A 15382-nucleotide genomic window follows, 5' to 3' on the forward strand; every position below is an offset into this window, starting at 1 on the left:
CTAGATCCGGCCGGCGTCTATAACCAGTTCCTGCGCCGTGATCATGCGGCTATCGGAACTGGCCAGAAAGAGGGCCAGATTGGCCACATCCTGTGGCAACAATCGATCCGTCAGCGCCACTTGTTTCTGCCAATCGGCCTCTGCTTCCGGCGTCAACCAGAGGTCAAGTTGCCGCTCTGTCACGACCCAGCCCGGCATCAAGGTATTTACCCGGACTTTTGAGGGGCCGTAGGCGCGCGCCAACGAGCGGGTCAGCCCCATGATCGCCGCCTTCGCAGTGATATAGCCCGGCATATCCGGCTGCCCCAGCAGGGCAGAAATAGACCCGAAATTAATGATAGATCCCCTCTGCTCTTCTTTCATGCCGGGAAAGGCGGCCTGGGCAGCAAAGAAAACGGGATCCAGGTTGACGGCAAGAGTTTTTCGCCAGTCCTCTTCAGAGAATTCTTCCGGGGAATGCCGACTGTCATTGGCCACATTATTAATCAGGGCATATATATTTCCCAATTCATCCACAGCTTCACGGATCGCCGCCTGAAGCTTTGGCACCTCGGTCACATCAACCTTTTTAAACCACGGACGCGGCGCCCCCGCCTTTTCTATTTCATCACAAATAGTTAAAGCGTTTTCTTCATCAAAATCGATAAAGGCCACTCTTGCCCCCTGGGCAGAAAAGGACCGAACCAAAGCTGCGCCAATGCCGGTCGCCCCGCCGGTGATAAAAACATGCTGACCCCTCAGGTCGGGATAAACTGTCAGACTTTTAGCAGGTATATCCATCAATGGGACTCCCGTAAAACTTCAGATCCGCTGCTTCCCACCAGAAAGTCGAGGTCGGCTCCCTCATCGGCCTGCAATACATGATCGATGTACAGTTTATAGTAGCCGCGGGTATATTTTGGTGCCGTTTCCGGACCAGGCCACTTCGCTTTCCGACGGGCCATTTCCTCTTCAGATACCAAAACGTCCAGTGATCTGGCGGGTCCATCCAGACGGATCATATCACCGGTTTCAACAAAGGCCAAAGGACCACCCGCTTCCGCTTCCGGGCTCACATGCAGGATCACCGTACCAAAGGCGGTCCCGCTCATACGGGCATCTGAAATCCGCACCATGTCCCGAACACCTTTTTCAAGAAGTTTTTGGGGAAGAGGCATATTGCCCACTTCTGGCATGCCCGGATAGCCTTTGGGACCGCAACCTTTCAGCACCAGGATGGAATTTTCATCCACCTCCAGATCAGGATCGTCAAGCCGGGCCTTCATATCTTCGATATTCTGGAAAACCACCGCCCGTGCTTCATGGGTCAGGAGTTCATCGGACGCTGCACTGGGCTTTATGAGGGCTCCATTGGGACATAAATTCCCCCGCAACACCCAGATACCGGCATTTTTCTTGACCGGCTTATCCAGCGTGTGCAGAACATCCGCATTGTATCCTTCCGCTTCCTGCGCAATTTCCCCGATGGTTTTTCCAGAAACCGTTTCAAAGTCCGTTTTAATCAAACTCCCCAGGGTTTTCAGCACAAAAGGAACACCGCCGGCATAATGGAAATCCTCCATCAGATATTTACCGGATGGCTGCAAATTCACAAGAAGAGGCACGTCTCGGGTAAACTCATCAAAATCATCGATTGAAAGGTCAAGGCCAAGGCGGCCTGCAATGGCTAACAAATGAAGAACCGCATTTGTTGAGCCGCCGATCGCCGCCAAAACCCGAATTGCGTTTTCCAAACATTCTCGGGTGAGATATGAGGACAATTTCCGATCTTCTCTGACCAGGTCAACCATGCGCCGGCCAGTGAGATGAGCCATGCTCCGCCGACTTGCATCCACCGCAGGAATGGTGCCGTTAAAGGGTAACGACAATCCCATGGCTTCCACCAGACAGGCAAAAGTAGACGCGCTGCCCATGGTCATACAGGTACCGGGGGTGCGGGACATGCCGGTTTCCGCTTTCAGAAAATCCTTAAGGGGCATTTTCCCGGCGCGCACATCTTCGCTGAATTTCCAGACATCCGTGCCGGAGCCAATATCGCTACCGCAATGTTTCCCGTTCAGCATGGGACCGGAAGAGATCACCATGGTCGGCAAATCCACGCTGGCGGCTCCCATAAGCTGGGCCGGTGTGGTTTTGTCACAACCGCCAAGCAATACCACGCCGTCAATGGGATTCCCCCGGATGCTTTCCTCCACATCCATGGAAACAAGATTTCGAAACAGCATGGCTGTCGGGCGCATCTGGGTCTCACCGAGCGACATGACCGGAAATTCCAGCGGCAATCCGCCGGCTTCCCAGACTCCACGCTTTACATATTCTGCGATCTCGCGCAGATGAGCGTTACAGGGGGTGAGTTCAGACCAGGTATTACAGATGCCGATGACCGGTCGGCCGTCGAAAGCATCATCAGGCAAGCCTTCACTTTTCATCCAGCTCCGATGGATAAAGCCATCCTTGTCCAGCTTTCCATAGCTATGGGAGCTACGTGTCGGCTTTTTATCTTTATTATCACTACTCACGGGTTCAATCCTGATAATTGACTAAAATTCATTGCTTGCTCATTTCACCAAAATCTATTTGACCTGATGGTGAAATCGCGTGCTTGTACTGCCCACTTTGGCAGAAACATATCCGGCTTCATGCACGCCTTTCCCTCCTATCGCAGCAGGACCTTGTTGTCCGCCAAGGAAGAATTGATATTGAATATCCTGGCCCGGCATTAATCTTGTTTGATAGCGAAAGATATTTCCTGTCCTCTCGAGGGTTACCTTTACCCCCTCGCCCAGAAAATCCCCCTTCAAAACAACCCATTCAGGGGCGGCCGGGTCCGTCACCTCCAATTCAAAGGTTACCGACACTGGATAGCTATACTTATAGTCCAGATAGTCGATGGCCGGGAGAAGTTTTCTTTCTGGCGAGAAATCGAAAAAGGCCGCATTTTCCCAGGAAGACCCTGTACCCCAGCGGGTCTTGCAGCTGCTGGATACCCAGGCCGGTTCCCAGTACACGACACCCACACCGCCATTGGCGATGACCAGCTGTGACAAGTCGAGCATATACTGGCGTTGACCGTCGACCGTTGCCGGATATTCGGGGATAAGAGTATCAGGTCCCAGCAAGTTGACAGAGTCATCATTGTGGCCGTTGGTCCAGGGATAGGCGGTTTCCACCAGGATAACTCCCGCATCATACTGATGGCGTAACCGGTTAATCACCTTGCCCAAACCGGCCAGTGTTTCGCTTGACCACTTCCGGTAGTAACTGACACCAATATAATCATAATCCAGAATGCCGGCCTTGCTTGCCGCTTCAAACCACGGTTCCACATTCTCGGGCTGGGCAATATGTAGCATTACACCGATATTTTGGCCGGCAACCTCTGACATATCCCTGACCGCCTTGATCCCGGCGTTAAACAGGGCTGCATTCCGGTTCCAGTTTATGGGATGGTTAGGCGTTTCACGGGTGGGCCGCATCATTTCACCGTTGGTTTCATTTCCCACCTGAACCATTTCAGGCAGCAGACCTTCAGCATTCAGTTCCTCGAGGACACCGAATGTATAGTCATAAAGCGCCTTGGCCTCTGCCTCTTTACTCCCCAGTTTGGCCCAGGCTTTCGGAATAATTTGTACACCCCCATCCGCCCAGTCATCGGAATAATGAAAATCCAGAAGAACCTGCATTCCGGCATCACGCGCCCGTTTAATGCTTCGCTTCACATCCGGCAACGTACTGTAAGCTGTCCAATCGGGTGTATGCCAGATCCGGATGCGGACTATATTCGCGCCATGGTCCTTGAATATGCGGTAGACATCCTTGACCTTGCCCGCTTCCGAATAGCGGACGCCGCAATCGTTCAATTCATTCACGAAGGACAGATCAGCACCAAAATAATACTCCGGGCGATCAGTCTCCTCGGCACAGGACAGCTGGGCAGTCAGGCCCGCCAACAAAAGAACGGCAATATTACGAAGTACAATCTTCATCTTCATTTTCATTCCCTTTCCTGCCAGTTTTTTTCCAGGGCCCGGCAGGACTTGCATTTTCTTGAAAAAGGCGGCTCGGCCCGGAAGCCAGCCGCCCTGATATTTTCCAGAAACCTCTGAATTCTGCTTTAGAACTTGAGGGTCATATCAACGAGAACCCGGCGCCCGTATTCATCGTAACGCGCCAGACGATCTTCATGACCATCCCGATAAAGCCGCAGAGCCTCATTGGTCAGGTTATTGACCTGCAACCGCACCGTCACATTTTCGTTGATCTGATAAGAGGTGCTGAAATCCAGCACATGTTCAGATTCCAGAGTGATCAGGTCCTGCGGGTTCCAGCCGAAAATCATGGTGAACGGGCTGTGATATTTGTACCCAAGCCGCGCCTCAAATCCGCCACTGCTGTACCAGAGATCAACCGTAGCCGTGTGCTTGGCAAGACCACTGGCATCAAGTGGGTTATTCTCCGGTGCGAATTCCTTGATAGAGGAGTCCACATAGGCATAGTTGGAATAGATGCCAAAGTTCTGGAATGCCTCAGACAGGAAATAGAACGGGGTCTGGAATGTCAGCTCTACCCCCTTGATCGTTCCCCCGTCACCATTGGCGGGACGGTAAATCTGGTAGTTCGTACCGTCGATATCTACATCTTCCGTCAGATAGCCGACATGGGTTTCCACATCCTTGTAATAAAGGGAGACAGCGGCCAGAGCCTCGTCGTGGAAATACCATTCAAAAGCCAAATCAAATTGAGTTGCTTCGAACGGCTCCAACGTTGGATTTCCGCCACTGCCGGTTGGCACCTCGGTCGTTGTGTTCAACAGCCTGCCGGCCCGCAATTCATCCAAAGGCGGACGGGCAATAGCCCGGGCCACCCCGGCGCGAATAATCTTGTCCTCCGTCAAATGAAAATTCAGGTTCAAGCTCGGCAGGACCTTGCTGTAGTCATTTTTGACATTCACATCCAGCGCTTCGCCGTCATCCACTGTTTCCTTGCCAAAGCTGTCCACCTCGGTCCGCACGACACGGACGCCGATATTACCAGTAACCGGAATGTCACCCAGATCCCGCTCGAAATTGGCTTTCACATAAGCTTCCAGAACCTTTTCCTTGACCCTCCAGCCGGCAAGCACATCTTCCGCGGCCAGACTTTCATCAATGCCGCCGAGCGCGGCGTCCGCCACCTCGTCAAAATCGCCGTTCAGAAGCGGGGGAGCCACAATACCTGACATGGTATAATTGCTCAGCAGGGATTCTGGAATGCTGCCCACAGTACCGTCCTGCCACCAGTTGTAAGCATCAAATTCTTTGTCGCGGCTGGCAAAACGTGCGCCGAAATCAAGGGATGACAAGGTTGAGGAAGCAAAATTACGCGAGAAATCAAGCTTGCCCGCCACCAGTTCGTCACGAAGATGCTGCGGACCGTCATTCCAGCTACCGGCAACAAACTGGTTTGATACATCAGCGGGGTTCACCGGTGAGGTGATATAAGGTTCAGCGCCCGCCCGGAAATCCCAGGTGGTCTGTATTGCGCCATCGTTGTCCAGATAAACGGAATTCCAGATATTTTCACGCTTGGCCAGGGAGTAGGAAACATCCCCCTCAACCGTCCAGTTTTCACCGACCCACTCGCCATTCAATCCAGTCAGAAAAACCGAGTTGGTCTGATTATACTGGGCAATCACATTCCGAACATAAGTATCGTTTACCGTTCCGGCGACAACACTGCCGTCGACTATTTCATAATCCGCATAGTCGGTGTAACTGCCAAACTCGTCAGTCCAGTTCCCCCAGTTCTGATACCAGGCCTGATTCTGGTTTTCCGTAATGTCAAATTCAGTATAGAAAACATCGTACTTAAGGGTGAAACTATCGCTTGCCTGATACTGAACCACACCCATGGCGCCATACCGTGTTTGATCAAGTTTCTTGACCTCTGTCTGCGCGCCCCAGGGCGCAAAATCAATCTCGCCATCGCCGTCAATATCGCCGGCATCATCTTCATTATAGGCCCAGCCCTGAAGCGACGGGAAACCGTTTTTCTGTTTCTGATAGGTGAGACCAACCGCCACACCGAGCTTGTCACTCAGCTGTTTTACAAAGGAAGCACTTCCGCGCAATCCAAACGGACTGTAATCGGGAATATCGTCACCGGCCTCGTAATAGACCGGGCCACCACGCAGAATGAACTGCGGACCATTGTAACTCAGTGGCTCAACCGTATTCAGATTTACAGTACCGGCAATACCGCCGGACACCAGATCAGCAGACTGCGACTTGTGCACCTGTACGCCGGAAATCAGCTCAGACGGATATTGCTCCCAGCGAATACCACGGTCCGGCTCTGAAGTTGCCACTTCGCGACCATTCACCAGCCCGAGCACCAGCCGCGGGCCAAGCCCCCTGATTGTCGCCTGGCTGTTATTGCCCCTGTCACGGGTCCCGTTCAGACCCGGCAAACGCACCAGGGCCTCAGCAATTGTCACATCAGGAAGCTGACCGATATCCTCGGAAGAGATTGCCTCCATAACCGATGTTGAACCCCTTTTCACATTCAGGGCGTCTTTCAGACTGCCGCGAATGCCGGAAACCACAACCTCTTCCATAACAAGAGGTTCATCTTCAACAGTGTTTTCCTGCGCAAAAACCTGCCCGCCATTCAGCAGCGCAATAAGACTGGTCGCCGTCGCAAACCGAATGTTGTTTTTTGTAAGCCTTAAATTCATAAAAGCTCTCCTTCCCAATATTTTTGTGGATACTTATATTTATAATATTATTTATATGATAAATATCATGCGGATGAAATATTACAAGTGAAAACTCCTCACTTTTGCTTCTTTTCTATTCAATGAAATTACTTGAACCCGGTACTCAGCAAACAGGAAAACCAATCAATTCCTAATCATAGCCCCAAGCCTAAACAGGTAGTCTTTACCTGGGTATAAAGGTCAATACAGCCGGCTTTAACCCGCCTTCTTTTGCAGTAACTTCCAGGAGAATCTCTTTCCGGCCCCCTCTAATCTGCACCAATATTCCCGCAATTCCTGCCGACGTTTCAATAGCATCAGGATTTACAATGACCGCCTCCCCCTTGATGGCGACAGATAATTCCTTGCCATTTACCGGTACGACCGTCCCTTTTTCGTCAACTATGGAGGCATAAACAAAGACAGTGTCATTAATTCCCGCCTGCGGGGCTTTTCCACTTTCATCCAGTCGAAGTGCAATCCCCACAGGGTCAGTGGGCGTCGAAACCTCATGTTCAGCAACCTGCCGCCCATTGATATAGGCCACCGCCTTCAGAGTCCCGGCCTCAAAGTCTTTCAGATCAAAATGGAAGGGGGGATGGCGGAGATTGTCGCTCATATTCGTAATGTCGGGAGATTTGCGGCCTTTGGAGTTCCCGTTCAAAAACAATTCCACCTCGTCGGCATTACTGAAAATCCGGATTTTTGGAGAAGACTCTTTTGTCCACTGACTGGCGATAAACACCATTGGACCGGACTTATACAACTCGGATTTATCGCTGGCATCCCGCTGGCTACGAAAGAAATAATAGCTGTATTTGGGCAGACGGTGCAGGCTCATGATACCGGAAGATTCAATATCGTCCGCATAACCCCTGTTATAATCAAACATCACCCAATAGCCATCGGCAAAGGCCGGCGTATTAAAATTATCGTTATGGGCTTCCTGAATATTTGTCGCCTGCTGAAGAAGGCGGGCTTCCCCGGCCGACAGCAATTGACGGCTGGTCCGGGCTTCAGGCTGAAGGTCTGCCCAGCTATCCTGATTGAAGCCCGCATTCTGTGCATAATATTCCCAATCCCCGTATTCAGACACCACATAGGGCCGGTCTGGTTCTTCATAATGTTTCAGACGATGCTGGCGCGCCTGGACATAAATATCAAAGCCGTCATTCAGCCAGCCGGCGGAATAAGCCTGATCGCCGGGGAATTCTTCGTGCACTATACGATTGAATTCCCTGACCAGGGATACCGGCATGGCCGTTTCATTCAGCGAACATTCCCAGGCGATGACGCTTGGATGGTTGCGGTCCCGGCGGATCAGATCACGGCAAGCCCGGGTGACATACTCCGTAAAGGCTGGCTGATCATTGTAATACTGCCAGCCAAGAATGGCATCCATTACAACCAGCCCAAGTTCGTCCGCTGCATCCATGAAGGCCGGTGAATGGGGATAGTGGGACAGGCGCACGTAATCAAAACCAGCCTCTTTGATTTTTACAGCATCCCGGTAATCGGCATTGGCTGACAGGGCATAGCCGATATAGGGATATTCCTGATGCCGGTTGACACCACGCAGAAACATCTTCTCCCCGTTAATCCGAAAGCCTTCCCGCGTAATCTCTATGCGCCGGATTCCAATCCGCATCACTCGCTGTTCCACCAGATTTCCATCTGCGTAAACTTCGGTTTCCAGCCGGTAGAGGTTAGGGTCACGGGGAGACCACAGTATGGGGTCATTCACATCAATATTAACCGTCACATGCCGGTCACTGCCGGCAGCTAGTTCCTGCTTCTGACTTTCCTGTTCGATCTTAAGCTCATCACCATAATACAGCAAATGACGCAGTCTGACCCGGGAAACAGCAGCAGAAGTGTTCTTCACATGGGTCCGGACAGAGACTTTCGCTCGTTCCGTGGAAACATAGGGGTAAACGACAAACTGACCGCCTCCGGCAACCCGGTTTTCCAGAATTTCATCACTGATGTGAACGGGGTTCAGGATCTTTAGAACCGCCCCCCGATACAGGCCGCCATACATGTTAAAGTCCAGCTGATCCAAAGGCTTGGGACCGGTTAAAGGATTATCCCGGTTATCCAGATGGATCAGAAGTTCATTTTTCCGTCCATACTCAAGCTGATCTGTCAGATCGATGACAAAGGGTAAATACCCTCCCTCATGACGGGCGATTTCAACATCATTCAGGGATGCCGTCGCACTCCCCATTGCTCCCTCGAAACGCGCCAGAATAGTTTTACCCCGCCAGTCAGCAGGCACCTGGATACTTTTCTTGTACCAGGCATCTCCCTGCCACTGATCATTGACAGTAGTCGGCTCGATACGCGTGGTATGCGGCAGCTTGACCTCTTCCCATTCCGTCATTCCGCCGTCATTCAGGGATCGTCTGAACTGCCAACCCTCACTGAAATCCTGCTGAAAGGACAGGTTCTCCTTCTCCGGCTTGTTTGAATTACAGCCCTGCAGCCCCAAAAAAATTAATATCACCGCCAGAGGCCGGAAGACCCGTCTCATATCTCTAACCTTGCCATGTCTAGTGCATTCAGATGCAATTGCCGCCCTGCGGAGCAGTCATTCTGCTCTCTTAATTTTCGATACTGACCATAGATGAAAAAAAAACTCACCTCAACACCTTATTTATATTATTTATATGTTTTTAGGAGTTATTTCTATATAATACACTTTTTATATTTCAGTGCCTCAGACTTAAGCATCTAGAAAAAAACAACAAAACAGGATCAAAGATCGTATTTTCTTACAAACTTGTTGCGGGAAGTCCTCTGACTTGCAATAAGTACTATTAATACTTTTTATGAGATAATATCAGTCCGAACATAAGGTCCAGAGCATGACGCGCCGGCGCAACGACAACAGAAATCTGACTTGGAATATTACACATGACCTTGGCGTCGCCATCGTTGCAGGGGAATATTCCGCAGGCGCCCCCTTCCCTACAGAAGCACAACTATGTCAGCAATTTGGCGTGAGCCGGAGCATTTTGCGTGAAGCGATTAAAATGCTGACAGCAAAGGGCATGCTGAGCTCCCGTCCCCGGCAGGGCATCACCATTGAAAAGGAAGATAACTGGAACCTTCTCGACTCCGATGTTCTGTCCTGGTTGCTGGAACGGAAGTTTTCACTGCAACTGATCAGGGAATTTTCCGAGACCCGCCGGGCTTTCGAGCCGGAAGCCGCCTTTCTTGCGGCCTCCTCCGGTTCGGCAGAAGATATCGCCGCCATCGAAAACGCCTTACATCGCATGGAGAACGCAAAACACGGCGATGACGACCCGTTAGAGTCAGACATTGCTTTTCATGTCGCTGTTCTGAAAGCCAGTGACAACCGGTTTTTCATGCAACTTCATGATCTGACAGATTCCGCCCTGCGCTACAGCATCCGGCTGACCAACCAGTTCAAGGGCGTGGAACTGGCCAGCATCAATGACCATAAGGCTGTTTACCAGGCAATTCGGGACAAACAGCCGGAAACAGCCAGGCAATTAATGGTCGCGATGATCAATGAGGTCCTTGAATTGATTAAACAGGCGCAGATCAAAATGGATAAGAAACTGGCAAGCTCAAACTGAAGGGCTTTGTAGGGATTAGTGCGGCCGAAAAGCCCTGAAAGTATCATACTTTGCAGCAAGTTAGACAGAAAAGTGCGCAGCTTTTGTGCAAATTTGATGTGTTATCCAGATAACCCTGCCCTGCTACAGAGTTTTTCCAAAGCTATTATCTCGGAAAACTGGAGATTTCGTTTGGCTCTGGAATCTTTGGGAACTCTTTGTTCTTAACCTCCCTGATCTGCACCACTCATAGGTTTTGCATGTATGTTTGAAATAAAAACATACGCTTCCTTTTCACGGCACGTAAGAGAGCCCGGGTTAAAAAAGGAGCTATCGCCAATGGGAGAAAACACGATAGCTCCGGGACAGACTTACCTTGTGCCGGTAAGAGCCAAAAAATACTTTCTATAACCCGATGACCGGATTGGACTTGTCTTTAAAAGTGGCCAGGGCCTCCAAAAGAATTATTGATATTTTATGGAGGAACTTATGGTCCGAACAAGACATTCAGAAGACTTCAAGCGTGAGGCTGTCAAGCTGGCGCTGAGCAGCAGGCAACGGAAGAGCCTGGACCTCTATGGGTTGTTATGGGCCGAGCGTGTCGAGCTACGTATGATCAGTTCCGCGTCGATCAAGATTGTTTGAGGCGGATCCTGCGGGGTTTCCAGAGAGATAAGATCCATCATATGATGGATCATCTGACGGACAGGTGTTCTAACGGTTGTCAAGTTATAGCTCTCGTGCGCGGCCTCCGGTATATCGTCAAATCCGATCACCGCCACATCTTCGGGAATACGTAAATTTAAATTATGCCGGATCGCATCCATCGCCCCAAGAGCCATGATATCCGTCAGACAAAAAAGTGAATCAGGTCGGTCTTCGCCCCTCATGATCTCAAGGGCCGCCTGATATCCCCCTTCATAGGTCAACTTGCCATCAACAATAGCCACATTCTCAATATCATTGGTAACGCGCAAACATTGTAAAATGGCCTGTTGGCGTTCCACCATCGTCATATAGGTCTGATCCCCTGAAATGATACCGAACCGTTTGCCACCACCACTGAGAAGCAGTTTCGCCGCCTTGGTACCGCCGTCCTCGGCATTGCCTCGCACGCTATGCACCGGAAGGTTTGGCATATGGCGGCCCAACATAACCACAGGTACATCCCTGCCATGACAAAGCGCTGCCATATGGCTCGAAATGGATGCGGCGGCGATAACAATGGCATCCACCTGATATTCCAGCATTCTTTGAAGGGTACGATCAAGATCGCTGTCATTGAACGGAGTGAAGAGAAGCAACTGCTTGTCGATTTCCTCAAGGCGAAGGCTGGCCTCCGACAACAGTGCAGAATATATTTGATTGACGAAATTTGGCAGCATCAGTGCAACTATATTGGTTCGTTGCGTAATCAGGCTGCTGGCCAGGTTGTTCGGGACGTAGCTCAACTGTCGCGCAGCCTTGCGAACCCTTTCCGCCATTTTAGGAGAAACGCTGCTGCCCGGCGTAAAGGTGCGACTGACGGCCGCTATTGAAACTCCAGCGAGGCGAGCAACGTCCATCGAATTGGCCTTTGAACTCCGCTTTCTTCTCATTCGGACGCCCACAATTGATCTACCATGTGACAGTTAGACACCATAATACGTGAGAATTCAACAATAAAAATCCTCACCCCACTCACTGTCAGTATACGCAAAAGATCAATCTCAAAACATAATTTGTAAACGTTTACAAAAATGATATGTTCGTTTAGCATAACCTTCGGCTGCTGAAGTTCTCACTCATTAACTTCTGAGCCTTATATCAACACCTATAGTATGGAGAGAAACCCTGAGGGACAATTCATTCAGCGCAGACAGGCAGTCTGACCAATCATCCTTGATATATGGGTCTGAGGAAACCGAGCCCGTCCTCACACGTGCTAATGTAGAAGCCATTGGGCAGCAGTGGCCTCCCTGCGACCTGCCGGAAAGCACCTATGATCTCTTGCGTCGTTCCGCTGAGGCCTATGCCGAGCGTGTTGCGATTTCGTATTTTGAAACGGTCGAAGAGCATCACCAGACATGCAAGTTAAATTATCGCGAGCTTTTTCAAGGTGTCACCCGTACCGCTAACCTGCTTCATCACCTTGACATAGGTAAGGACGATGTTGTGGCGCTATTGTTGCCAAACCTGCCGGAAACACACCTGGCACTATGGGGCGCGGAAGCAGCCGGCGTGGTAATGCCGCTCAACCCGTTTCTGGAGGCGAAAGCGATCTCGGCTTTACTGTCGACGGCTCAAGCGAAATTGATTATTACATTCGGAGACGATCCAGTGCTCGTTGAGAAGATGTTTGACGCATTGACCGAGGTGCCAACGGTCAGTGACGTCATATTGGTATCGTCCGAATCCCATTCAGATTGCGCATCATTGCAATCTCACTTCGATGCAGTGCAAAGTTCCGTCAAGGTCCATGATTTTACGGAATGCTTTTTCAATGCGCCGGAAGAGCGCCTTGTAAGCGGGCGCAAAATCTCCCCCGATGATGTGTCTTCTTATTTCTGTACTGGCGGGACAACCGGACTGCCCAAAATCGCGGTGCGGACACATGGTCAGACGATAGCGAACGCATGGATGGTTCGTCGCATGATCGGTCCCGCGATGAACAAGGATTCCGTCCTGTTTTGCGGACTTCCTTTGTTTCATGTGAATGCGGTGATGATCACAGGGCTAGCGCCTTTTTTTAGGGGGGCTTCCGTCTTGATTGGGACGCCGCAAGGGTATCGCACGCGCGCAGTCATCAAGCAATTCTGGGAAATTGTTGAACATCATGGTGTGACGGCCTTTAGCGCGGTACCTACTCTGCTGGCGTCACTGCTTGAGTGTCCCAGCACTGACTTTGATCTTTCATCTTTCCGGTTTGCCATTTGTGCAGCCTCACCGCTGTCAGCTGAATTGCTGCACCGCTTCGAACAAACATGCCGAATTTCAATTTCCGAAGCTTATGGTATGACCGAAACATCCTGTGCTGCCTCTTTCAATCCTATTGATGGCGAACACCGCCCAGGCTCGGTTGGCCTTCCCCTGCCCGCTCAGGAAATCCGTACAGTAATACTTGATGAGAAAGGCAGTTACATCCGAGATGCCGATATTGATGAAGTCGGCCTTGTGGCAATAGCGGGTCCGAACATCTTCTCGGGTTATCTTGAGCCTAGCCACAATGAGCATGTCTGGATTAATCGCGGGGACGGCCAAAAATGGCTAAACAGCGGGGATCTCGGAAAAATCGACAAGGACGGCTATCTGTGGCTGACTGGCCGTGCGAAAGATCTGATCATCCGCGGAGGCCACAACATCGACCCCTCCGTCATTGAGGAAGCCCTATACGCCCATCCCGAAGTTGCGCTCGCTGCAGCAGTGGGACGCCCGGATAGCAGGCTAGGTGAACTTCCCGTGGCATATGTCCAGCTCCGCGACGGCGCCACCGTCAACGAGGCGGATCTTCTGGCCTTTATATCCAAAATCATCGGCGAACGGGCTGCCATTCCGAAGGCCGTCACCATCCTTGAAACACTTCCCCTGACCTCCGTTGGAAAAATCCACAAGCCTACCTTGCGCCACATGGAAACGGTAGCGGTAACCCGCAAGACACTGGAGGATCAGGGAATCGCATTTTCTGCCATCGACCTTCTGGTAGATGGTGTCGGGGGTGCCACTATACAGATCCTGGCGAGCGCCAATGAGGAACAACCCATTCGGGATGCGCTTCGGCTTTTCACATTCCCCTTTCAGATCTCTATGATGTAGATTAAGCCATCGACCACGACGTCATGACAGTTTCTCTATACACTGGTAAGTCGCCTCACGCAGGACGCGCGCACGCTGATCGTCGAGTACACCTAAACGCAGATTGTTTGGCGTGTAGGCAAATCCCAAATGTGTCGCAGGATCAGCAAAAGCCTGTGATCCTCCGGCTCCGGGGGTGCCGTAGGCGCGATCGTCACTTCCAAAATTAAAAAAGGGAGACGGTTTCGAGAACCCGAGCGAATAGGCGGTTGGTATGCCAAGGACGATGTCAGTGCCATCGTTGGAAGGTTGAATTGCCGATGCCTCAAGCTGACAAAAAGTCTCGGACGTCCCCTGGAGTATTGGATTACGCCCCGCGAAGAGAGAATAGGTCAACGCCAGGGCCCGAGCCGTGGCCACACAACCAAAGGAAGGTAGTTCAAGCTTTAGATATTGTCGTGTTGACACGTCGGACAGCTTCTTGAGTTTAGGGTTGGCGGCGACGCGGTGAAAGAGACTTCGTGGATTCAAACTTGACAGGATGGTGCGCAAGGGAAGCTGGCGCATCGCACGCCAATCCGGCCCCACAGCGATTTTAGCGACGCGCGCGTCGGGAATGGCATCCGGTAGCCCGATATACATATCATTGGGTGGTGTACCAGACAGGCGGTCACGCACAAGTTCGCCAACGGTGCGTCCTTGCTGATCGGCGCGGCGAATAATTGCGTTCTGGTAAAAGCCAAGGGTTGTCGCATGGTATCCGTGCCGGGTGCCAGGCACCCAAAGCGGCACTTGTTTTGCGAGTACATCTTCCAAGGTCTGACGATCCGCCATTGATTTCGGCGTTAGCGGCACATCAACAGCGGCCAAGCCGGCCTGATGGGCTAATAATTGTCGAACAGTTACAGATGACTTTCCCCCTTGAGCGAACTCTGGCCAGTAAGAAGCAACCGTGCGATCGAAATCCAATTGGCCGTCAGCGTGAAGCAGTGCCATCGCGAGTGCGGTCAACCCTTTGGTCGTAGACATTACAACGACCATTGTATCCTCGTCCCAAGGTTTTTGATGATTCAAGCAACGCCAACCGCCCCAGATATCGACGACGCGCTCGCCGTTGACATACGCCGAACATGCGGCACCGAGCTCCGCCCCCTTGGTAAAATTTTCTCGAAAAGCATGAAGCACGGGTTCGAAGCCCGGCGCGATATGGCCAAATAGATTAACCTCACCCTGCGGAGTCGCGACACAGTCGAGCACATTTTTCATCTCATCTCTCTATCAATCATGTCTT

General features: G+C 51.3%; 8 protein-coding genes and 1 pseudogene. 2 read left to right on the forward strand and 7 right to left on the reverse strand.

From position 1 onward, the window contains the following. The 5 genes and pseudogenes from ACN0YD_RS08620 to ACN0YD_RS08640 all read right to left on the reverse strand — a co-directional run bounded on the left by ACN0YD_RS08620 (position 1) and on the right by ACN0YD_RS08640 (position 9269). The gene (locus tag ACN0YD_RS08620; RefSeq protein ID WP_417318771.1) at positions 1-780 is read right to left on the reverse strand and encodes an SDR family NAD(P)-dependent oxidoreductase; all 780 of its coding nucleotides are present in this window, start codon (positions 778-780) and stop codon (positions 1-3) included. After that, positions 780-2519, reverse strand: coding sequence for an IlvD/Edd family dehydratase (locus ACN0YD_RS08625; RefSeq protein WP_417318773.1), 1740 nt, complete (start codon positions 2517-2519; stop codon positions 780-782). Before ACN0YD_RS08625 ends, ACN0YD_RS08620 begins: the two co-directional genes overlap by 1 nt. Positions 2520-2864: 345 nt before the next feature. Then, positions 2865-3992 (reverse strand): annotated as a pseudogene (locus tag ACN0YD_RS08630) (glycoside hydrolase family 53 protein); the annotation flags it as partial. Between the two features lie 122 nt (positions 3993-4114). Next, positions 4115-6715: a TonB-dependent receptor gene (locus ACN0YD_RS08635; RefSeq protein ID WP_417318775.1), complete on the reverse strand. Its 2601-nt coding sequence runs from the start codon at positions 6713-6715 to the stop codon at positions 4115-4117. A 205-nt stretch (positions 6716-6920) separates the two neighbouring features. Beyond that, on the reverse strand, positions 6921-9269 hold the full coding sequence (locus ACN0YD_RS08640; RefSeq protein WP_417318777.1) for a glycoside hydrolase family 2 TIM barrel-domain containing protein: 2349 nt from the start codon (positions 9267-9269) through the stop codon (positions 6921-6923). A gap of 334 nt (positions 9270-9603) precedes the next feature. Between ACN0YD_RS08640 and ACN0YD_RS08645 the strand changes: the two genes are divergently transcribed. Beyond that, the gene (locus ACN0YD_RS08645; RefSeq protein ID WP_417318779.1) at positions 9604-10341 is read left to right on the forward strand and encodes a FadR/GntR family transcriptional regulator; all 738 of its coding nucleotides are present in this window, start codon (positions 9604-9606) and stop codon (positions 10339-10341) included. Positions 10342-10895: 554 nt separating this feature from the next. On the opposite strand, the gene ACN0YD_RS08650 is transcribed toward ACN0YD_RS08645, so the two are convergent. After that, a complete protein-coding gene (locus tag ACN0YD_RS08650) occupies positions 10896-11885 on the reverse strand; it encodes a LacI family DNA-binding transcriptional regulator (protein ID WP_417318781.1) in 990 nt (329 codons plus the stop codon). 316 nt (positions 11886-12201) lie between these two features. Between ACN0YD_RS08650 and ACN0YD_RS08655 the strand changes: the two genes are divergently transcribed. Further along, complete coding sequence (locus ACN0YD_RS08655) at positions 12202-14112, forward strand: acyl-CoA synthetase (protein ID WP_417318783.1); 1911 nt, start codon at positions 12202-12204, stop codon at positions 14110-14112. A gap of 21 nt (positions 14113-14133) precedes the next feature. On the opposite strand, the gene ACN0YD_RS08660 is transcribed toward ACN0YD_RS08655, so the two are convergent. After that, a complete protein-coding gene (locus ACN0YD_RS08660) occupies positions 14134-15357 on the reverse strand; it encodes a serine hydrolase domain-containing protein (protein ID WP_417318785.1) in 1224 nt (407 codons plus the stop codon). Positions 15358-15382: the final 25 nt, after the last annotated feature.

It is taken from the genome of Emcibacter sp. (genome assembly GCF_048269205.1).
Taxonomy (GTDB): domain Bacteria; phylum Pseudomonadota; class Alphaproteobacteria; order Sphingomonadales; family Emcibacteraceae; genus Emcibacter.

Coding starts and splice junctions, on each gene's coding strand:
- ACN0YD_RS08620 (WP_417318771.1), bottom strand. CDS start 780: ATGGATATACCTGCTAAAAGTCTGACAGTTTATCCCGACCTGAGGGGT.
- ACN0YD_RS08635 (WP_417318775.1), bottom strand. CDS start 6,715: ATGAATTTAAGGCTTACAAAAAACAACATTCGGTTTGCGACGGCGACC.
- ACN0YD_RS08640 (WP_417318777.1), bottom strand. CDS start 9,269: ATGAGACGGGTCTTCCGGCCTCTGGCGGTGATATTAATTTTTTTGGGG.
- ACN0YD_RS08645 (WP_417318779.1), top strand. CDS start 9,604: ATGACGCGCCGGCGCAACGACAACAGAAATCTGACTTGGAATATTACA.
- ACN0YD_RS08650 (WP_417318781.1), bottom strand. CDS start 11,885: ATGGACGTTGCTCGCCTCGCTGGAGTTTCAATAGCGGCCGTCAGTCGC.
- ACN0YD_RS08660 (WP_417318785.1), bottom strand. CDS start 15,357: ATGAAAAATGTGCTCGACTGTGTCGCGACTCCGCAGGGTGAGGTTAAT.